General features: G+C 71.1%; 22 protein-coding genes and 1 tRNA gene. 5 read left to right on the top strand and 18 right to left on the bottom strand.

Annotation, left to right across the window (positions count from 1 at the left end; translation table 11 throughout):
• Positions 1-131: 131 nt before the first annotated feature.
• The 4 genes from OG623_RS16575 to OG623_RS16560 all read right to left on the bottom strand — a co-directional run bounded on the left by OG623_RS16575 (position 132) and on the right by OG623_RS16560 (position 3,412).
• Positions 132-425 (bottom strand): Dabb family protein, encoded by a 294-nt coding sequence (locus OG623_RS16575; RefSeq protein WP_406147344.1) that lies wholly within the window; start codon positions 423-425, stop codon positions 132-134.
• A gap of 10 nt (positions 426-435) precedes the next feature.
• Positions 436-600, bottom strand: coding sequence for a hypothetical protein (locus tag OG623_RS16570; RefSeq protein ID WP_362886675.1), 165 nt, complete (start codon positions 598-600; stop codon positions 436-438).
• A 423-nt stretch (positions 601-1,023) separates the two neighbouring features.
• Positions 1,024-2,652, bottom strand: coding sequence for an MDR family MFS transporter (locus OG623_RS16565; RefSeq protein ID WP_406151857.1), 1,629 nt, complete (start codon positions 2,650-2,652; stop codon positions 1,024-1,026).
• A 112-nt stretch (positions 2,653-2,764) separates the two neighbouring features.
• Positions 2,765-3,412 carry a TetR family transcriptional regulator gene (locus OG623_RS16560; protein WP_406147342.1) on the bottom strand — a complete coding sequence of 216 codons (648 nt, stop codon included), beginning with the start codon at positions 3,410-3,412 and terminating at the stop codon, positions 2,765-2,767.
• Between the two features lie 262 nt (positions 3,413-3,674).
• Here OG623_RS16560 and OG623_RS16555 point away from each other — a divergent pair, with 262 nt between their 5' ends.
• Positions 3,675-4,466: a hypothetical protein gene (locus OG623_RS16555; RefSeq protein WP_406147341.1), complete on the top strand. Its 792-nt coding sequence runs from the start codon at positions 3,675-3,677 to the stop codon at positions 4,464-4,466.
• A gap of 64 nt (positions 4,467-4,530) precedes the next feature.
• Here OG623_RS16555 and OG623_RS16550 read toward each other — a convergent pair.
• The 4 genes from OG623_RS16550 to OG623_RS16535 all read right to left on the bottom strand — a co-directional run bounded on the left by OG623_RS16550 (position 4,531) and on the right by OG623_RS16535 (position 6,240).
• Positions 4,531-4,615: transfer RNA gene (locus tag OG623_RS16550), tRNA-Ser, on the bottom strand.
• A 78-nt stretch (positions 4,616-4,693) separates the two neighbouring features.
• Complete coding sequence (gene tadA, locus OG623_RS16545) at positions 4,694-5,122, bottom strand: tRNA adenosine(34) deaminase TadA (protein ID WP_406151856.1); 429 nt, start codon at positions 5,120-5,122, stop codon at positions 4,694-4,696.
• An 81-nt stretch (positions 5,123-5,203) separates the two neighbouring features.
• Positions 5,204-5,785 carry a hypothetical protein gene (locus tag OG623_RS16540; protein ID WP_406151854.1) on the bottom strand — a complete coding sequence of 194 codons (582 nt, stop codon included), beginning with the start codon at positions 5,783-5,785 and terminating at the stop codon, positions 5,204-5,206.
• 218 nt (positions 5,786-6,003) lie between these two features.
• Entirely contained in the window at positions 6,004-6,240 is a 237-nt protein-coding gene (locus tag OG623_RS16535; RefSeq protein WP_406147340.1) for a hypothetical protein, read from the bottom strand.
• Positions 6,241-6,355: 115 nt separating this feature from the next.
• Between OG623_RS16535 and upp the strand changes: the two genes are divergently transcribed.
• A complete protein-coding gene (gene upp, locus OG623_RS16530; RefSeq protein WP_406147338.1) occupies positions 6,356-6,991 on the top strand; it encodes a uracil phosphoribosyltransferase in 636 nt (211 codons plus the stop codon).
• Between the two features lie 55 nt (positions 6,992-7,046).
• On the opposite strand, the gene OG623_RS16525 is transcribed toward upp, so the two are convergent.
• From OG623_RS16525 to OG623_RS16500, 6 genes are all read right to left on the bottom strand, one after another.
• Positions 7,047-7,643, bottom strand: coding sequence for a LytR C-terminal domain-containing protein (locus OG623_RS16525; protein ID WP_406151852.1), 597 nt, complete (start codon positions 7,641-7,643; stop codon positions 7,047-7,049).
• Between the two features lie 141 nt (positions 7,644-7,784).
• The gene (locus tag OG623_RS16520; protein WP_014155093.1) at positions 7,785-8,081 is read right to left on the bottom strand and encodes a type II toxin-antitoxin system VapB family antitoxin; all 297 of its coding nucleotides are present in this window, start codon (positions 8,079-8,081) and stop codon (positions 7,785-7,787) included.
• Positions 8,082-8,199: 118 nt separating this feature from the next.
• The gene (locus OG623_RS16515; protein ID WP_406147337.1) at positions 8,200-9,804 is read right to left on the bottom strand and encodes a M28 family metallopeptidase; all 1,605 of its coding nucleotides are present in this window, start codon (positions 9,802-9,804) and stop codon (positions 8,200-8,202) included.
• Between the two features lie 81 nt (positions 9,805-9,885).
• Positions 9,886-10,497 carry an HhH-GPD-type base excision DNA repair protein gene (locus OG623_RS16510; protein WP_406147336.1) on the bottom strand — a complete coding sequence of 204 codons (612 nt, stop codon included), beginning with the start codon at positions 10,495-10,497 and terminating at the stop codon, positions 9,886-9,888.
• A 65-nt stretch (positions 10,498-10,562) separates the two neighbouring features.
• Positions 10,563-10,685, bottom strand: coding sequence for a hypothetical protein (locus tag OG623_RS16505; RefSeq protein ID WP_406152140.1), 123 nt, complete (start codon positions 10,683-10,685; stop codon positions 10,563-10,565).
• Positions 10,686-10,695: 10 nt separating this feature from the next.
• Entirely contained in the window at positions 10,696-11,121 is a 426-nt protein-coding gene (locus OG623_RS16500) for a YciI family protein (protein ID WP_406147335.1), read from the bottom strand.
• A gap of 182 nt (positions 11,122-11,303) precedes the next feature.
• Here OG623_RS16500 and cbiE point away from each other — a divergent pair, with 182 nt between their 5' ends.
• Both cbiE and cobM read left to right on the top strand, forming a co-directional pair.
• Positions 11,304-12,575 (top strand): precorrin-6y C5,15-methyltransferase (decarboxylating) subunit CbiE, encoded by a 1,272-nt coding sequence (gene cbiE, locus OG623_RS16495; RefSeq protein WP_406147334.1) that lies wholly within the window; start codon positions 11,304-11,306, stop codon positions 12,573-12,575.
• Positions 12,572-13,321, top strand: a complete 750-nt coding sequence (cobM, locus tag OG623_RS16490) for a precorrin-4 C(11)-methyltransferase (RefSeq protein WP_406147333.1) — start codon at positions 12,572-12,574, stop codon at positions 13,319-13,321. Before cbiE ends, cobM begins: the two co-directional genes overlap by 4 nt.
• Before the next feature lie 19 nt (positions 13,322-13,340).
• On the opposite strand, the gene OG623_RS16485 is transcribed toward cobM, so the two are convergent.
• The gene (locus tag OG623_RS16485; RefSeq protein WP_406147331.1) at positions 13,341-14,480 is read right to left on the bottom strand and encodes a cobalt-precorrin-5B (C(1))-methyltransferase; all 1,140 of its coding nucleotides are present in this window, start codon (positions 14,478-14,480) and stop codon (positions 13,341-13,343) included.
• A gap of 15 nt (positions 14,481-14,495) precedes the next feature.
• Here OG623_RS16485 and OG623_RS16480 point away from each other — a divergent pair, with 15 nt between their 5' ends.
• Positions 14,496-15,245, top strand: coding sequence for a cobalt-precorrin-6A reductase (locus OG623_RS16480; protein WP_406147330.1), 750 nt, complete (start codon positions 14,496-14,498; stop codon positions 15,243-15,245).
• A 19-nt stretch (positions 15,246-15,264) separates the two neighbouring features.
• Here OG623_RS16480 and OG623_RS16475 read toward each other — a convergent pair whose 3' ends face one another.
• From OG623_RS16475 to OG623_RS16465, 3 genes are read right to left on the bottom strand one after another with little or no spacing between them, the layout of a single operon-like run.
• Entirely contained in the window at positions 15,265-15,780 is a 516-nt protein-coding gene (locus tag OG623_RS16475; RefSeq protein ID WP_406147329.1) for a DinB family protein, read from the bottom strand.
• Between the two features lie 56 nt (positions 15,781-15,836).
• Positions 15,837-17,366, bottom strand: a complete 1,530-nt coding sequence (locus OG623_RS16470; RefSeq protein WP_406147328.1) for a precorrin-2 C(20)-methyltransferase — start codon at positions 17,364-17,366, stop codon at positions 15,837-15,839.
• Positions 17,363-17,989 carry a precorrin-8X methylmutase gene (locus OG623_RS16465; RefSeq protein ID WP_406147327.1) on the bottom strand — a complete coding sequence of 209 codons (627 nt, stop codon included), beginning with the start codon at positions 17,987-17,989 and terminating at the stop codon, positions 17,363-17,365. Before OG623_RS16465 ends, OG623_RS16470 begins: the two co-directional genes overlap by 4 nt.
• Positions 17,990-18,021 lie beyond the last annotated feature (32 nt).

Below are 18,021 nucleotides of genomic sequence, written 5' to 3'. Positions count from 1 at the left end.
ATAGCATCACAAGACATGTCCACTGTGTGCAAGCACCGCATAGAGTCGTGTTGAGGGTGTTTTGGTTTAAACATGCCTAAAAGCCCCTCTCCTGTAGGGGAGGGGCGAGTGGGACCGGCGATTCGGAAGGGTCAGAAGGGGTAGTCGGCGATCACCCAAGTGGCGAACGCGCGCCACTGTCCGGCCGCGGCCTGGTGGTCGGGATGCTCGACGTACCGCTTGAGCGCGTCCTCGTCGGCGACCGCCGAGTTGATGGCGAAGTCGTACGCGATCGGCCGGTCGGTGATGTTCCAGGCGCACTCCCAGAACTGCAGCTCGGGGATCTTCCCGCCGAGCCGGCGGAAGGCGTCGGCGCCCGCGACGACGCGTGGGTCGTCCCGCTCGACGCCGTCGTTCAGCTTGAACAGGACCAGGTGGCGGATCATGGTGCGACTCCTACTTCACGAGCTCGGACATGAAGTCTCCGACGCTCTGTGCGGCGCTCGAAACTCCCTCGAACCCTATTTGGACGAGGTCGGCGCTCCGCTCGGGAGAGGTGATGATCGTGTACAGCACGAAGACCACGATCATGTAGAGCGCGATCTTCCTCGCTTGCACCACAGCCTTGCCCCTCCCCTTCGATCACCTGTGCAGTCGGGTGATTCTAGCCGCACATACGGCCGTATCCAGTGGTCGTTCCGGATCACTGATGTGGCTTTTAAGGCCTAAGGACCTGTCGATTCGGGCCCTTTGTCGGCGTGCGGGGCATACGGCGGGGAGGAGGATGGGCAGTGGGCCCGCAGCACCAGCAGGTATGCGCGGGCCGAGGAACGGGACCTCCACGAGGTCCCCACCGCGTGACTTCCCCCCGACCGCGGCGAGGGCCCAGGGCCCGTTCTCATCGGGGGGAGCGGCTTGTCCCCCCGATGCCGCTTCCCCCGACCTGACATCCGAAGGGCCCGGCGCACGCGCCGGGCCCTTCGTGTCATCCGTCCGATCCGTCCGATCCGTCCGTCCGTACGACGGGACAGGTCGTCCGTCCGGTCAGCCCTTCTGGAGGCCGACCGCGCCGGGGGCGGTGTCCGCGATGTCCGCGTCCCCGGGGCTGCGGGGTGCGGGAACGGCCGCGGCCGCGCCCGCGCCCGAAACCGCGTCGGCCTCCTCGGCGGCGAGGCGTTCCATGCCGCTCGTCGTCTTGAGGGGCTTCTCCTTGATGAAGAACACCGCGACGAGGCCCAGGAAGGCGAACGGGGTCGCGATCAGGAAGAGGTCGCCGGTCGCGATGCCGTAGGCGTGCTCGACGATCTGCTTCACCGGCTCGGGGAGCGTGGTCATGTCGGGCACGGCGCTGCCGTGGCCGCCGCCCGCCGTCGGCATCCCGGCCTCCGAGAGGCCCTTGGTCATCTCGCTGGCCACCCGGTTGGCGAGGATCGCGCCGAGCACACTGGTGCCGATGGTGCCGCCGAGGCTGCGGAAGAAGGACAGCACGGAGGTCGCGGCGCCCAGCTCGTGCGCAGGTACGTCGTTCTGCGCGGCGAGCACCAGGTTCTGCATCAGCATGCCGACGCCGATCCCCATGAACGCCATGTAGACGCTGAGCAGGCCGAAGTGCGTGTCGGCGTCGATGGTGGAGAGCAGGCCGAGGCCGGCCGTCATGACGACGCCACCCGCGATGAGGTAGATCTTCCACTTGCCGGTCGCGGAGATGATCTGGCCGGCGACCGTCGACGACACCAGCAGACCACCGATCAGCGGGAGGCTCATCAGCCCCGCGGTCGTCGGGGACTTGCCCAGCGAGATCTGGAAGTACTGGGACAGGAACACGGTCCCGGCGAACATCGCGATACCGACGAAGAAGCTCGCCAGGGTCGTGAGCGACACCGTGCGGTTGCGGAAGATGTCCAGCGGGATGATCGGCTCCGCTGCCCTGCGCTCCACGAAGACCGCCGCGACCAGGAGCACGAGCCCGACGATCACCAGCGCGGCCGTCTGCCAGGACGCCCAGTCGAAGCTGTTGCCCGCGAGGGACGTCCAGATCAGCAGCGCGCAGACGCCGGTCACGATGAGGAAGGCGCCCAGCCAGTCGATCCTGACCTCGCGGCGTACGGTCGGCAGCTTCAGGGTGCGCTGGAGCAGCAGGATCCCGGCCAGCGCGAACGGCACACCGATGAAGAAGCACCAGCGCCAGCCGAGCCACGAGGTGTCCACGAGGACGCCACCGATCAGCGGTCCCGCGACCGTACCGACGGCGAAGACGGCGCCGAAGATGCCCGCGTACTTGCCGAGCCGGCGCGGCGGGATGATGGCGGCCATCACGATCTGGGCCAGTGCCGTGAGGCCACCGGCGCCGATGCCCTGGATGACACGGCTGACGATCAGGGTGACGACGTCCTGGGAGAAGCCGGCCACCAGCGAACCGACCACGAACAGGCCGAGCGAGAGCTGGAGCAGTAGCTTCTGGTTGAAGAGGTCGGCGAGCTTGCCCCACAGCGGCACGGTGGCCGTCATGGCGAGCAGCTCGGCGGTCACGACCCAGGTGTACGAGGACTGGCTGGCCCCGAGATCGGCGATGATCCGCGGCAGGGCGTTGGCGACGACCGTGCCCGCGAGGATGGCGACGAACATGCCCGCCATCAGGCCGGACATCGCCTGGAGTATCTGACGGTTGGACATGGAGGTGGGCGCCTGGTCAGGCGCCTCGGCTGCGGTCACGGTGTCCTTCTTCGGTACGGGATCGGAACGGGTCGGTGGGTGTGCGGGCGGCCGGGAACCGCGGCGGGCAGGGTCACCCGGGCGGCCGTGGAAGGCCCTGAGCCAGCTGGGCGAAGACGTCCTGGAAGGCATCCGCCAGTACGGTCTCGCCCGGGTGCTCGCACCAGTGCTCGATGGCGACCCGCAGGGCGGTCTGGGTGACGGCGGCGAGGAGCCGGGGGAAGATGCCGGCTCCGGACGGCCCGTCAGGCCCTGGCGTGGTGGTGTCCAGCCAGTCGGTGATGGCGACCGCGAGGGCGCGTTCGTCCGCCACGTGCGCCTTCAGACCGCGCTGGATGAGGTGCGGTGACCGCTGGAGCACCTTGGACTGGAGGGCCCAGAGCTCCTGACGCCCCTCGAATCCGTCGAGCTCGGTGACGAGGGCGTCGCGCACGACATCGAGCGGCGACCGGTCGGCGGGGGCGCGGCGCACGGACTCCCTGATCCGTTCGCCCACCGCGTCGTCCACCAGCACGAACGCGTCGTCGTGGCTGGGGAAGTAGTTGAAGAACGTCCTGGGCGAGACACCGGCGGCCTCGCTGATGGCCTCGACGGTGACGTTCTCGGCACCGTGCTCGGCGGCGAGCCGCACGGCGGCCTCGGCGAGTGCCGTACGGGTGGCCTGTTTCTTGCGCTCCCGCAGCCCGGGTGTGGAGGTTGTCGTCTTCGGCACGTCGTGCATAGTAAGCAAAAATGCATACCCTGCAAAATTATTTGCGCCGCCCGCGGATGCGGCCGCTTCTCCCGTCGATGCGGCGACCGTCGATGTGGCGACCGCCGATTCGCCACTGAGGGTGACCGTCTCCTTGGTCCATCCGTTGCAGAATGCCCGCTCATACCCCCATATGGTGATTACGCCGTCACCGAGGGTCATTCCCGGTGGTCGCGTCGGTGGAGCACCCGGCGCACGCCGCGTGTTCTTCAACTACTCGGAAGGAGTGAGTGTGAGCACTCGCTTTGGCGCCACCCGGGGGAAGGCCCTCGCGGTCGCAGCACTGGCCGCGATCATCGCCTCGACCCTCTCGGGGCCGGCGTCCGCCGCCTCGGACGGAAACGGCGGGGACCACGGGGGCCGTTCGGACCACTGGGGCGTGATCGCCCGCAACACGATCGGCTCTCCGGTCGCCGCTCCGCGGAACGGGCCGTTCGGCTCGTTCGGTGTGACCGGCCCCTCCGCGAGCCCGCCGTACGGGCGGGGCAGCCTCGGTATCGAGGTGGCGGACAACTCCACCTCGCTGAGCCCGCCCAGCGAGAAGGCCGACTTCGGCAACGAGGTCGACTTCTACGGCGACCCGGTGCAGGGCCTGCGGAATATCGGATTCCATGTCTTCCAGACCCAGGAGAACGTGGGCTACGGAGGCGCCGAGAACATGCCGACGATCAGGTTCGAGATCGACCCGAATCTGACCGCGCTGCCGGACGACAACTACTCCACGATGGTGTGGGTTCCGGAAGCCGCTCCGGTGACGAACCGCTGGAGCGGTTACATCGACGCCACCTCGACCGGCTCCTGGTACCTCACGGGCAACGAGATCCCCACCTGCACCCGAGCGGTGCAGTGCTCCCTGGAGGAGCTCAAGACCGCACTCGACGACGGCGGCACGGGAGCCACCATCCTCTCGGCCGGTATCAGCAAGGGCCGCGACCACATGTGGATCGGCGCGGTCGACGGCCTCCGCATCAACCGGACCGTCTACGACTTCGAGGCCGACGGCGTGCGGACGCGACGGGCCTGACGGGAACTGAGGCGGAACGCAGTGAAGGGACCGACCCGTCCGGGTCGGTCCCTTCATTCATCTGCGGTAGCGGTGGGATTTGAACCCACGGTGAGTCTCCCCACACTCGCTTTCGAGGCGAGCTCCTTCGGCCGCTCGGACACGCTACCGAGAGAGAGCTTAGACCATGCCGGGCCTGGTCCGAAATCCGATTCCCGGCGACCGGCCGCGGCGCCCGGTCGGTGGCCTCAGCGGTCCCGGAAGAACGCCGTGAGCAGCGCGGCGCAGCGGTCCTCCAGGACGCCGTGGATCACCTCGGGACGGTGGTTGAGCCTGCGGTCGCGTACGACGTCCCACAGGGAGCCCGCGGCGCCGGCCTTCTCGTCGCGTGCGCCGTAGACCACCCGGGCGATCCGGGACTGGACGAGTGCGCCCGCGCACATCGTGCAGGGCTCCAGGGTGACGACCAGCGTGCAGCCGGTCAGCCGCCACGCGCCGAGAGCGGCGGCTGCGCGGCGCAGGGCGAGCACCTCGGCGTGCGCCGTCGGGTCACCGGCCGCCTCGCGCTCGTTGTGGCCGGTGGCCAGCAGTGCGCCGTCCGGGCCCAGGACAACGGCGCCGACCGGCACATCGCCGGCCGACGCCGCCTGCGCCGCCTCGTCGAGGGCCTGGCGCATGGATGCCTGCCACGGGTCCCGTACGGGATCGGGTGGAGGTGGTGAGGAGGGCGTGGGTGGTGGTGCGTTCACCCGCGGACCCTAACGGACGGCCTCCAGGACCTCGGCCGCTCCCAGCGCGTCCGCGATCTCCGAGAGGGCGTCGGTGCGCAGGGTCAGCAGATCCTTCTCGGACAGACCGAGGTCGGCGAGGACCCCGAGTTCGCCGAGCGGCCCGGTCGGTACGGCGTCGGGGTCCTGGTCCAGGTCGGGGTCGGTGACAGCGGTGCCGGCGCTGCCTTCGTTGTCGGTGTCGCTCTGAGGGGGATCCGGCTCGACGTCCTCCGTGTCGTCGAGGTCGACGAGCTCCTCGAGTGCGGCGATCTCGTCCTCGGCCCCCGGTTCGCGGCCGAGCAGTTCATCGGTGAGCAGGATCTCCCCGTACGAGGAGCGGGCGGCGGCGGACGCGTCCGAGATGTAGATACGGGGGTCCTCCTCACCGTCCACCCGGACGACGCCGAACCAGGCGTCCTCCTGCTCGATGTAGACGAGGACCGTGTCCTCGTCCACCGAGGCCTCACGGGCCAGATCCGTCAGGTCGGACAGGGTTTCCACATCGTCGAGCTCTGTATCGCTCGCTTCCCACCCGTCTTCGGTGCGCGCGAGCAGTGCGGCGAAGTACACCGTGACTCTCCCACTGGTCATAAGGGAATCGGTCCGACGGGAGGGCAGACGGTCATCCGGCTGCTCTGGGCCCCGCCCAATCGGCATCGTGGCAGAAACGAGCGCGATGCGAGACCTCTTCGGCCGTTGCGTCGGCCATCAGTTCTTCCGGGTGTGCGTCCGCCTGCGGTTCTTCCGTGGCCCGTCCGGGTGCGCTCCGGCAGCCCCGGGAGGAGTACTCACCAGCGGAACGTACGCATCCGCATCTGTTGGCGCATACGGGCCGCGCGGGCCCGGCGTGGCTGAACCCGGTCGCGCAGCTGCTTCGCCTCGTTGAGCTCACGGAGGAACTGCGCCCTGCGCCTGCGGCGGGCCATGTCACTCTCCTGCGCGTCCGGCACGTCGTCCGGCGCGTCGGGCAGGTCGCGCGCGTCGCGTCCGGCCTGCCGCTGATTCAGCTGCTCCCCGTCGGGCAATCGACACACCACCCCAAGCCTGGGTCCGTATGTCCCCACCTTCCCCCCGAACAGGTGCTTGATGCCAGCGCGGACTGGCGAGAAGCCCCTCCGGGGCCCGGTTACTGTTGACGCCATGCGGATCCACGTCGTCGACCACCCGTTGGTGGCGCACAAACTCACCACGCTGCGCGACAAGCGCACCGACTCCCCGACCTTCCGGCGGCTCGCCGACGAGCTGGTCACCCTCCTCGCGTACGAGGCCACCAGGGATGTGCGGACCGAGCAGGTCGACATCGAGACCCCGGTGACGCCCACGACCGGTGTGAAGCTGTCGTATCCGCGTCCCCTGGTCGTCCCGATCCTGCGCGCCGGACTCGGCATGCTGGACGGCATGGTGCGGCTGCTCCCGACGGCCGAGGTCGGCTTCCTGGGCATGATCCGCAACGAGGAGACGCTCCAGGCGGAGACGTACGCCACGCGGATGCCGGAGGACCTCTCCGGCCGCCAGGTCTACGTCCTGGACCCGATGCTGGCCACCGGCGGCACGCTCGTCGCGGCCATCCGGGAACTGATCAAGCGCGGCGCGGACGATGTCACCGCCGTCGTGCTGCTCGCGGCGCCCGAGGGCGTCGAGGTGATGGAGCGCGAGCTGTCCGGCACCCCGGTCACCGTCGTGACGGCCTCGGTCGACGAGCGGCTCAACGAGAACGGCTACATCGTGCCGGGGCTCGGGGACGCGGGCGACCGGATGTACGGCACCGCCGAGTGACCTGCTGCCGGGGCCTGTCGACGGCCCCGGCGGCCCCGGCCCGCGGTGCCGCTCCTCAGCAGGAGGACGGTGCCGGGGACGGCTGGGTGAGGGCCGTGAGGGCGGTCGCCGCCGCCGCGGGCGTGCTGAACGCCTTGAATTTCGTGCCGATGATCAGATCGACATCCTTCGTGCTGCGGGTGTCGGTCTTCTGCGTGGCCCCCGGCAGCTGGGTGGCGAGCACCGGGAACGAACCGTTCATCGCGGTCGTGCCCCCGAGCAGCACCCCGGTGCCCGGCACCTTCTTGTCGTACGCCGCCGGGGCGTTGTCCACCTTGCCGATGGCGAAGCCGCGCTTCTTGAGCTCGTCGGCGGCGGTCTTGGCCAGTCCGCTGCGGGTCGTCGCGTTGTAGATGTTGACCTTGATGGCGGCCGGCTTCGGGAGCGTCTTCACGGGCGCGGACGCGCTCGGGGAGGGGCAGGCCTTCGGGCGGTCCGCCGCGCTGGCCTGTTTGTCGCCGCCGGTGAAGACGTCGATGATCTGAAGCGTGCCCCAACCGGCCAGGCCGAGAGCCACCACGGCGGCGGCCGTCGAAAGGACCAGCTTGCGGCGATGACGGGGGCGGCGCAGCCGGGGGTACTTGTCACCCGTGATGCGGTACTTTCCGCCCATGCCGGGAGGGGTCAGCATGCTCATGGCCGCAGCGTAGTGCGACCTGGTGATGATGCCTACTAAACGATCAGCCTATGGCACCCGTACGAGCACAAAAGCACCCGAAAGGCCCGAAATGCTCCATGGGTGGGAGTGGCGGGTTCAGCCCATTTCGAGCACACGTGCGTGGAGCACCTGGCGCTGCTGCAGAGCGGCGCGCACGGCGCGGTGCAGTCCGTCCTCGAGGTAGAGGTCGCCCTGCCACTTCACGACGTGGGCGAACAGGTCGCCGTAGAACGTGGAGTCCTCGGCGAGCAGGGTCTCCAGGTCCAGCTGGCCCTTGGTGGTCACCAGCTGGTCGAGGCGGACCGGGCGCGGCGCGACATCCGCCCACTGCCGGGTGCTTTCCCGGCCGTGGTCGGGATATGGCCGCCCATTTCCGATGCGCTTGAAGATCACACGGAAAGCCTACCGGGCAACGGCCTCCGGGCGCAGCCACGGAACATGACCGCAAGTCCGGCCAGAACGGTGTGAAGGTGTTCAAACCGGCGCGTGCGAGGTGCTCGCGAGCCGCGCGCTATTCGGTGACGCTCTGCGCATGGCCCTGGCGCAGGACGCCGCGGTGTTCCTTGCCGGCCCCGGACGCGCCTCCGGACGGGCCTCCGGATACGGCTCCGGACGCGGTCCCGGATGCGGTCCCGGACGCTGCGGTCACCGGTCGGGTCAGGGAGCTCAGGTCCTGGGCGTAGGTGCCCACCGCGTGGGCGATCACATCGATGTTGGTGTCGAAGTGCCCCATGTCGATGTTGTCCAGGTCGTCGCAGGCCGCGTGGTAGCAGGGGTCGTACGCGACGCCGGCCGTCCCGCCGTACGTCGTGGCCTGGGCGGCCGTCTTGATGCCCTCGGCGCCCGTGTCCGTGCCGCCGGAGGGGATGCCGGCCTCGACGAACGGCCCGTAGTCGGAGCGTCCGCTGAAGTCCGTGCCGGTGTGCGGCTTGCCCTGGCTGTCCAGGAACGCGTTGATGTCGCGCTCCAGTTGGGCGGATCCCTCGGGTCCTGGACCCGCGCCCACACCGTCGGAGTCGTCGCCGTCGAAGACGAACTGGGCTCCGTTGGGTGCGGCGATCATGTCGAAGTTGAGGTAGAGCGCGATCTTCTCGCGTCGGTCCTCGGAGAGCTTCGCGACGTACGCCTCCGAGCCCAGCAGGCCGTTCTCCTCCGCCGACCACCAGGCGAACCGCACCTTGTTGGCGGGTGTCTTGTGGGTCCTGGCCAGCTCGAGGGCGACTTCGACGAGCCCCGCCGAGCCGGACGCGTTGTCGTTGATGCCGGGGCCGTCGGTGACCGAGTCGAGGTGCGCGCCGAGCATGACCGTCCTGGCGGCGTCCCCGCCGGGGGTCTCGGCGACGACGTTGCGGGTGACTCGGTCCTCCCGGAACTCACGGATCTCGAAGGAGACCTTCACCTCGCCCTTCGCCAGCTCGGCGAGGAGCTTCTCGCCCTCGTCCCGGGTGAGCCCGCCGGTGGGGATCTTCCCGGTCTTCGCGTCGCCGATGGTGCCGGAGAGGGCCCCTTCGGTGTTGTTGTAGATCACCGCGCCGACCGCGCCCGCCGCCGCTGCCGCCGTCTGCTTCTCGGCGAAGGTGCAGCCGCCCCGTTCGATCAGGGCGATCCGGCCGGTGAAGTCCGACGACGCGTAGTCGGCGGCCTCGCAGCCCGCGGTGCCGTCGGCGGGGACGGCGGTGAGGGCCGCCGTGATGCCGCCCTCGTCGGTGGAGGCGGAGTACGTCATCGCCCTGATCGCGATGTCACGGGGCGTGGGGGAGACCACGGAGAGCTTCTCGGCGAGCGTCTCGGTGTAGACGAAGTCGAAGGCCTGGTAGCCGGCCCGGTAGCCGGCCTTCCGGAGCAGCCCGAGGACATAGGCGGCCGAGGCCTCCTGCCCGGGTGAGCCGGCCGCGCGGTGGCCGTCCGACGCGTCGGCCAGGGCCTGGAACCGCTCCAGGTGACGGTAGGCGTTCTCGGCGGACGCGCCGTCGACCAGCTGCTGTGCGAGCTCGGCGGCGTCCCGGGCGGGGTCGTGCGCCGCGGACACGTGGTCGGGCGAGGCGGCGATGAGCAGCGGTGTGGCAAGGGTCACGGCGGCCGCGACCGCCGTGACCCTGCGACGTGTTGAGCGCACAGGGGTTCCTTCCGGGTGGCCCGAGAGAGTGGCCCGAGCGGGTGGTTCGAGCGGGTGGTTCGAGCGGGTGGTTCGAGCGGGTCAGCGGGACCGGCCGGCCGCCCTGGCCGCCGCCTTCGCCTGCTGCTTGTACGCCCGCACCTCGGCGAGCGATTCGGGGCCGGTGATGTCGGCCACCGAGCGGTGCGAGCCCTCTTCGCCGTACGGCCCCGCGGCCTCCCGCCAGCCCGTCGGGCGTACGTCGAACTGCTTGCCCAGCAGCGCCAGGAAGATCCGTGCCTTCTGGGCGCCGAACCCGGGCAGTGCGTTGAGCCGTTTCAGCAGCTCGGCCCCGGTGGCGGCGTCCGCCCAGACCGCTTCGGGCCGCGCGTCGTACTCGGTGACCAGGTATTGGCAGAGCTGCTGCACTCTCTTGGCCATGGAGCCCGGATACCGGTGCAGGGCCGGTTTCGTGGTGAACAGCTCGATGAAGGCGTCCGGGTCGTACGCGGCGATCTCCCGGGCGTCCAGGTCGTCCGAACCCATCCGCCGGGCGAGTGTGAACGGTCCGGTGAACGCCCATTCCATGGGGACCTGCTGGTCCAGCAGCATGCCGACGAGGGCGGCCAGCGGGCTACGGCCCAGCAGCTCGTCCGCTTCGGGTTCCTGGGCGATCCGCACCGCACGGGCCTTGCCGTTGTCGCTCTTGGTCATGCTGTCGATGATCGCGAGAGTGAGCGGGATCGGCGACTCGTGCGTGGCTGTGGGTGCCGGCTCCGCTACCCGGCGTCCGCGTCGTCCTCCGCCGTGTCGAAGTGGCCGTAGCGGCGTACGAGCGCGCCGAGGACCTGCGGCGCGTGGTGGCGCAGCAGGTCCTCGATCCGGGTCGGTACGGCGTTCACACGGCGCCTCTCAGCCCGCGGCACCCTCTGGATCGCTGGCGGCGTCCATCGGCCTGATCAGCACCGGGTGGACGGGTGCGCCCTCGGGCTGCGGACACTCACCGATGCGTGCGGCGATCTCGGTGACCCTTTCCAGGCTCTCGCAGTCGAGCACCCAGAATCCGGCGAGCTGTTCCTTCGTCTCTCCGTAGGGGCCGTCGGTGACGACAGGCCGCCCGTCCGTGCCCGGCAGCACCGCGCGGGTCCTGCTGGGTGCGTCGAGGCCCTGGGCGTCGATCAGTTCGCCGGACTCGGCCAGGTCGTTGTTGATCCCGCCCATGAAGGCGAACATCGCCTTCATGTCCTTCTCGCTCCAGACGGGGCTCTCAGCGGACGGCTTGCCGGACATGGCGTCGTAGTCGGCCTGCGAGCCCTGAATCATCACGAGGTACTTCATGGTGTCGCTCCTCGGTTCTCGGTCGCCGCCCCTGGTGGGCAACTCTCACAGGGGACGTCGGAGCCGATGACGGGTTCTCGACACCACGCGGGAGATTTTTCGGAATCACTCCGCCGCGCGGGTCCGGAGGCCGTCCCCGTAGAGTTCGGCTGCGTCGTCCCACCAACACCGAGGTACCGGCTGTGTCACCCGTGTCACCCCCGCCCGCCGTTCCGGCACCCGCGTCCGCCGTGAGCGTCGTGGGGATCGGCGCCGACGGCTGGGCAGGTCTTGCGGAGAGCGCCCGGAGCGTGCTCCTGGACGCGGAGGTCCTGGTCGGCGGCGCGCGCCAGCTGGAGTTGCTCCCGCCGGACTGCGCGGGCCTGCGGGTGCCGTGGCCGTCACCGCTGCGGCCCGCCGTACGCGGTCTGCTCGCGGCGCACACGGGCAGCAGGACCGCCGTGCTGGCCAGCGGCGATCCCATGTTCTACGGCATCGGCCGTGCCCTCACCGAGGAGCTGGGCCCCGGGGCGCTGCGCGTACTGCCGCACCCGTCCTCGGTGTCGTACGCCTGTGCCCGGCTCGGCTGGCCGGTGGAGGACACCGAGACCGTCACCCTCGTCGGCCGTCCCACGGCTCGGCTGGCCGCGGCGCTGCACGACGGGCGCCGGGTGCTGGTGCTCTCCGCCGACGCCGGCACACCCGCCGCCGTGGCCGCGCTGCTGCGTGAGCGGGGCTTCGGGCCCAGCCGGATGCGGGTGCTAGAACAGCTCGGCTCCGCGGCCGAGCACTGCCTCGACGGCGCCGCCGACACCTGGGAACATCCGCCGGGCGACCCGCTCAACATCATCGCCGTGGACTGCCGCCGCGCCCCGGACGCCCTGCGCGTCGGAGCCGTGCCCGGGCTCCCCGACGAGGCGTACGAGCACGACGGCCAGCTCACCAAGCGCCATGTCAGGGCCGCCACGCTCGGCGTGCTCGCGCCCGCCCCCGGTGAGCTCCTGTGGGACATCGGCGGCGGCTCGGGGTCGATCGCGGTGGAGTGGATGCGCACCCATCCGTCCTGCCGTGCCGTCACCGTGGAGCGCGACCCCGAGCGGGCGCGCCGCATCGTCCGCAACGCGGACCGGCTCGGCGTCCCCGGGCTGCGCGTGGTCACCGGCCGCGCGCCGGACGCCCTGGCCGGACTGCCCGTGCCCGACGCGGTGTTCATCGGCGGTGGACTGACCGCCCCCGGGCTCCTCGACGCCTGCTGGGAGACGCTGCCGCCGGGCGGCCGGCTGGTGGCCAACACGGTCACGATGGAGTCGGAGGCGCTGCTCGCCGAGTGGTACCGGCGGCTCGGTGGTGATCTGGTCCGCCTCGCGGTGGCCCACGCCGTGCCCGTCGGCGGGTTCACCGGATGGCGTCAGGCCATGCCCGTCACCCAGTGGTCCGTACAGAAAACCTCGCACGCTCCAGGAGACGACAGATGACCGTGTACTTCATCGGTGCGGGCCCCGGCGCCGCCGACCTGATCACGGTGCGCGGCGCCCGCCTCCTCGCCGCCAGCCCGGTCTGCCTGTACGCGGGCAGCCTGGTGCCGCGCGAACTGCTCGCCGCATGCCCGCAGGACGCCCGGCTCGTGGACACCGCCCTGCTCGACATCGACCAGATCACCGCCGAGCTGGTGCGGGCCCACGGGGACGGCCAGGACGTGGCCCGGCTGCACTCCGGCGACCCGTCGGTCTTCAGCGCGGTCAACGAGCAGATGCGGCGGCTCGACGAGGCGGGCGTGCCCTACGAGGTGGTGCCCGGCGTCCCCGCGTTCGCGGCGGCAGCGGCGGCGCTCAAGCGGGAGCTGACGGTGCCCACGGTCGGCCAGACCGTGATCCTCACCCGCATCGCCCAGCGGGCCACGGCGATGCCCGAGGGCGAGGACCTGGCCACACTGGGCCGCAGCGGCGCGCTGATCGTCCTGCATCTCGCGGCGCGCTACGTGGACCGGGTGGTCGACGAGCTGCTGCCGCACTACGGGGCGGACTGCCCCACCGCCGTGGTCGCCATGGCCTCACGCCCCGACGAGATCGTCCTGCGCGGGACGCTGGACTCCATCGCGGAGCAGGTGAAGGCGGCCGGGGTGATCCGTACAGCCGTGATCATGGTCGGCCGGACGCTGGGTGCGGAGCAGTTCCGCGACAGCCATCTGTACTCCCCGGGGCGCGACCGCCACACCTGCTGACGGCAGCGGTCACCGGGGGTCAGCGTGCTTCGCTGCGTCCCACGACGGTACCCGCCCGGTCGATACAGATGACGTCCACCGCCACCGGCGCCCCGCGCAGCACCGACAGCGCCTGGTCCCGGGCGGCCACCGCGACCAGGTCGCCCAGCGGTACGCCGGCCGCCGTGCACAACTGCAGCGCCGCGAGCCCGGTGTTGGCCACCTCGATCTCCGCCGCCAGCGCCTCGCTCGCGCCGCCCTCCCGCGCCAGCCGCGCCAGGAAGGGTTTGTCGACCTGGGAACGGCCCGAGTGCAGGTCGAGATGCCCGGCGGCCAGCTTGGACAGCTTCGCGAACCCGCCGCAGACGGTCAGCCGCTCCACCGGATGACGGCGTACGTACTTGAGCACGGCGCCCGCGAAGTCCCCCATGTCCAGCAGGGCGATCTCAGGCAGTCCGTACTCGGTGACCACGGTCTTCTCGGAGGTCGAGCCCGTGCACCCGGCGACGTGCCGGTGTCCGGCCGCGCGTGCCACGTCCACTCCACGGCGGATCGAGTCGATCCAGGCCGAGCAGGAGTACGGCACGACGATGCCGGTCGTGCCGAGGATCGAGATTCCGCCCAGGATGCCCAGGCGAATGTTCCACGTGAAACGTGCGATCTCCTCGCCGTCGTCCACCGAGACCGTGATCTCGACATCGCCGGTCCCGCCGTGCTCCGCCGCCACCCGCGCGACATGGTCCCGCATCATCTGCCGGGGCACGGGGTTGATCGCGGGTTCCCCGACATCGAGCGGCAGCCCGGGAAGCGTCACCGTGCCCACGCCGGGCCCGGCCCGGAACACCACTCCGGACCCCGCGGGCAGCAGCCGCACGGTGCAGCGCACCAGGGCGCCGTGTGTGACGTCCGGGTCGTCGCCCGCGTCCTTGACCACGCCCGCGGTGGCCCGGCCCTCGGAGAGCTCCTCCACCGCGAGTGCGAAGGCGGGGGTCTGGCCCCTGGGCAGGGTGATGGTCACCGGATCGGGAAACTCGCCGGTCAGGAGGGCCGTGTAGGCGGCCGTGGTCGCCGCCGTGGCACAGGCCCCGGTGGTCCATCCCGGCCGGAGACCGGTGTGCTTGAGTTGGGCGGTGCGCCCGCCCCGCGCCTCACCGCTGTTGCCCCGCGCCTCACCGCTCATGGACGGACCGATCCGATGGCCTTGCACATACTCGTCCTCGGCGGCACGACGGAGGCCCGTCGGCTCGCGGAGCTGCTGGTGGCGGTGGACGGGTTCCGGGTGACCAGCTCACTCGCGGGACGCGTCGCCCGGCCACGGCTGCCGCCCGGCGAGATACGGGTCGGGGGCTTCGGCGGGGCCGAGGGCCTGGCCCGGTGGCTCCGCGCACACGATGTGGATGCGGTCATCGACGCCACCCATCCCTTCGCCGGAACGATCAGTTTCAATGCGGCCTCGGCTGCCGCCGCCGTCCATGTTCCCCTGCTGGCTCTGCGGCGGCCCGGCTGGGTGCCGGTCGAGGGCGACCGATGGCACCGCACCGGCTCGCTCGCGGGTGCGGCGGAGCTGCTGCCGGAGCTCGGCTCGCGCGTCTTCCTCACCACGGGACGCATGGGTCTGGCGGCGTTCGCCGGACTGGACTCGCTGTGGTTCCTGATGCGCTCGGTGGATGCCCCCGATGCCCCGCACCCGGCGCGGATGGAGGTGTTGCTCGACCGCGGGCCGTTCTCCCTGGAGGGCGAGCGGGAGCTGATCGGGCTCCACCGCATCGATGTCCTCGTCACGAAGGACAGCGGTGGCGAAGCGACCGCGCCCAAGCTGGCCGCCGCCCGCGAGGCCGGGATCCCGGTGGTGGTGGTCGGACGGCCGCCGGTCCCCGAAGGGGTGCCGGTGGCGGGGACCCCGGAGGAGGCCCTCGCCCTGCTCCGGAGGCTCACAGGCTCGTGAGCCCGGTGCGCCGACCTGCTCAGATGCCCGTACGGCCGTCGATGCGCTCCCGCACCAGGTCGGCGTGGCCGCAGTGGCGTGCGTACTCGCCGATCATGTGCGTGTAGATCCAGCGCAGGGTGACCCGGCTGCCGCCGGCGAACGGGACGGTGTCATCGAGCCCGTGCGCCGCGCAGTTCTCCCTGGCCCGGTCGATCTCCGACTGCCATATGGCCCGCGCCTTCTCGTACGTCGCGTCCTGCGCCACGTCGAACCCCTCGGCCCTGCCCCTCGGATCGGCCTCGGGGTCGTAGATCGGGGGTGCGTCCTCCTGGGCGAGGACCCGGCGGAACCAGTTCCGCTCGACCTCGGCCAGGTGCTGGACGAGCCCCAGCAGGGTGATCGGCGAAGGCTCGGCGGCAGGCTCACGGAGCCGGTCGTCCGCCAGGCCGTCGCACTTCTGGGCGAGCGTGACGCGGTAGAAGTCGAGCCAGCTCTCCAGGGAGGTCCGCTCGTCGGCGTCCAAAGGAGGCATGGGGCGTTCGGGAGTACTCATGAACGCCATCGTGGCACGGGGGTCCGACAGCGGGTCCGCATACCGGTGGCCGCCCCTCAGCCCTCCGGGTAGCGGCGGGGTGTCCAGACGATCTGCCGTCCGTCGCCCCGGCGCACCCACCGTGTCTGCGAGGAACCGACGATGAGGATCGTCCGCATGTCCACCTCGTCCGGATCCAGATCGGCAAGCCGCACCGTCCGCACGCTCTCCGCGGGCCCCCCGACATCGCGGCCGAGCACCACGGGGGTGTCCGGGGAGCGGTGTTCGAGGAGCAGGTCACGGGCCTTGCCGACCTGCCATGTCCGGCTGCGGGAGCCGGGGTTGTACAACGCCATGACGAGGTCCGCCGTGGCGGCGGCGCGCAGCCGTTCGGCGATGACCTCCCACGGCTTGAGCCGGTCCGAGAGGGAGAGGGTGGCGTAGTCGTGGCCCAGCGGCGCACCGGCTTTGGCGGCGGCGGCGTTGGCCGCGGTCACCCCGGGAAGCACCCGCACCTCGATGTCCGTGTACGCGTCCTGCGAGGCCACTTCCAGCACGGCCGTCGCCATCGCGAAGACCCCGGGATCGCCCCCGGACACCACGGCCACACGGCGGCCACGGCGTGCCAGGTCCAGGGCGAATTCGGCGCGCTCCGACTCGACCTTGTTGTCGGAGCCGTGGCGCCGCTGGCCCGGCCGCACCGGCACCCGGTCCAGATACGTCGTGTAGCCGACCAGGTCGTCGGCGGCGGCCAGCGCGCCGCGGGTCTCGGGCGTCAGCCACAGCGGCCCGGCAGGACCGGTGCCGACCACGACGACCTCGCCGGAACCCGGGGCCGCGGCGGGCGAGGGACGGACCGCGTCGATCCGGCTGGGCAGCACGGCGACCGCGAAGTACGGCACGGAGTCGGGGTCGGTGTCCGCGAGTTCGCCGGTCCGCTCCCCGGCCATGGTGGCCCGCTCGACGTACCGCGCCTCGGGCAGCCGCCCGGACGCCTCGAACGCGCGGCGCACGGCGGGGAACGTCCGCCCGAGCTTCATCACCACGGCCGAGTCGGTGGCCGCCAGACGCGCTGTCAGCTCCTCCTCGGGCAGGGTGCCCGGCAGGATCGTCAGCACCTCCTCGGCCTCGACGAGCGGGGTGCCCAAGCGCGCGGCGGCGGCGCTGACCGAGGTGACACCGGGGATGACCTCGGTGTCGTACCGGTCGGCGAGCCGCTTGTGCATGTGCTGGTACGAGCCGTAGAAGAGCGGGTCGCCCTCGGCGAGCACGGCGACGGTGCGTCCGGCGTCCAGGTGCACCGCGAGACGGGCGGCAGCCTCGGCGTAGAACGCGTCCAGCGCGCCCCGGTAACCGCCCGGATGGTCGGTGGTCTCCGTCGTGACCGGGTAGACCAGCGCCTCCTCGATGTGGTCGGGGCGGATGTACCGCTCCGCGATCGAGCGGGCGATGGAGCGCCCGTGCCGGGCGGAGTGGTAGGCGACGACGTCGGCCTCACCGATGATCTGGACGGCCCGCACGGTCATCAGGGCCGGATCACCCGGGCCGAGCCCGACGCCGTACAGCCGCCCGGCGCCCTCGGTGCGCTGCTGCTCGGGCACGCTCACTCCTCCTCGCTGGCGATGGCGTTGAGGGCGGCGGCGGCCATGGCGCTGCCACCGCGCCTGCCCCGTACGACGAGGTGCTCAAGTCCCGAAGGGTGGGTGGCCAGGGCCTCCTTGGACTCGGCGGCCCCGATGAAACCGACGGGCACCCCGATGACGGCGGCGGGGCGGGGGGCGCCCTCCTCGATCATCTCCAGCAGCCGGAAGAGGGCGGTGGGCGCGTTGCCGACGGCGACGACGGCGCCCTCCATCCGGTCCCGCCACAGTTCGAGCGCGGCGGCGCTGCGCGTGGTGCCGAGCTTCGCGGCCAGAGCGGGGACGGTCGGGTCGGACAGGGTGCAGATCACGTCGTTGTCCGCGGGCAGCCGCTTACGGGTGACACCACTGGCGACCATGGCCACGTCGCACAGGATCGGAGCGCCGGAGCGCAGGGCCGCACGGGCGTCGGCCACCGCGTCCGGTGAGAAGGCGAGATCGCGTACGAGGTCGACCATGCCGCAGGCGTGGATCATGCGGACGGCGACCTGGCTCACATCGGCGGGCAGCCCTGCCAGGTCCGCCTCCGCGCGGATGGTCGCGAAGGACTGGCGGTAGATCGCCGGTCCGTCCTTCTCGTACTGATGCACAGTGCTGTCGCTTTCGTCTTCGAACTTCGGGT

It is taken from the genome of Streptomyces sp. NBC_01012 (assembly GCF_045162755.1).
In the GTDB taxonomy this organism is placed as follows: domain Bacteria; phylum Actinomycetota; class Actinomycetes; order Streptomycetales; family Streptomycetaceae; genus Streptomyces.
Note: the sequence above shows the minus strand (reverse complement) of the source record. Positions and strands in the feature narration are given on the sequence as shown.

Coding starts and splice junctions, on each gene's coding strand:
- OG623_RS16525 (WP_406151852.1), bottom strand. CDS start 7,643: ATGGGCGGAAAGTACCGCATCACGGGTGACAAGTACCCCCGGCTGCGC.
- OG623_RS16575 (WP_406147344.1), bottom strand. CDS start 425: ATGATCCGCCACCTGGTCCTGTTCAAGCTGAACGACGGCGTCGAGCGG.
- upp (WP_406147338.1), top strand. CDS start 6,356: ATGCGGATCCACGTCGTCGACCACCCGTTGGTGGCGCACAAACTCACC.
- OG623_RS16485 (WP_406147331.1), bottom strand. CDS start 14,480: ATGAGCGGTGAGGCGCGGGGCAACAGCGGTGAGGCGCGGGGCGGGCGC.
- OG623_RS16480 (WP_406147330.1), top strand. CDS start 14,496: ATGGCCTTGCACATACTCGTCCTCGGCGGCACGACGGAGGCCCGTCGG.
- tadA (WP_406151856.1), bottom strand. CDS start 5,122: ATGCGCCAGGCCCTCGACGAGGCGGCGCAGGCGGCGTCGGCCGGCGAT.
- OG623_RS16500 (WP_406147335.1), bottom strand. CDS start 11,121: ATGAAGTACCTCGTGATGATTCAGGGCTCGCAGGCCGACTACGACGCC.
- OG623_RS16475 (WP_406147329.1), bottom strand. CDS start 15,780: ATGAGTACTCCCGAACGCCCCATGCCTCCTTTGGACGCCGACGAGCGG.
- OG623_RS16565 (WP_406151857.1), bottom strand. CDS start 2,652: ATGTCCAACCGTCAGATACTCCAGGCGATGTCCGGCCTGATGGCGGGC.
- cobM (WP_406147333.1), top strand. CDS start 12,572: ATGACCGTGTACTTCATCGGTGCGGGCCCCGGCGCCGCCGACCTGATC.
- OG623_RS16560 (WP_406147342.1), bottom strand. CDS start 3,412: ATGCACGACGTGCCGAAGACGACAACCTCCACACCCGGGCTGCGGGAG.
- OG623_RS16510 (WP_406147336.1), bottom strand. CDS start 10,497: ATGACCAAGAGCGACAACGGCAAGGCCCGTGCGGTGCGGATCGCCCAG.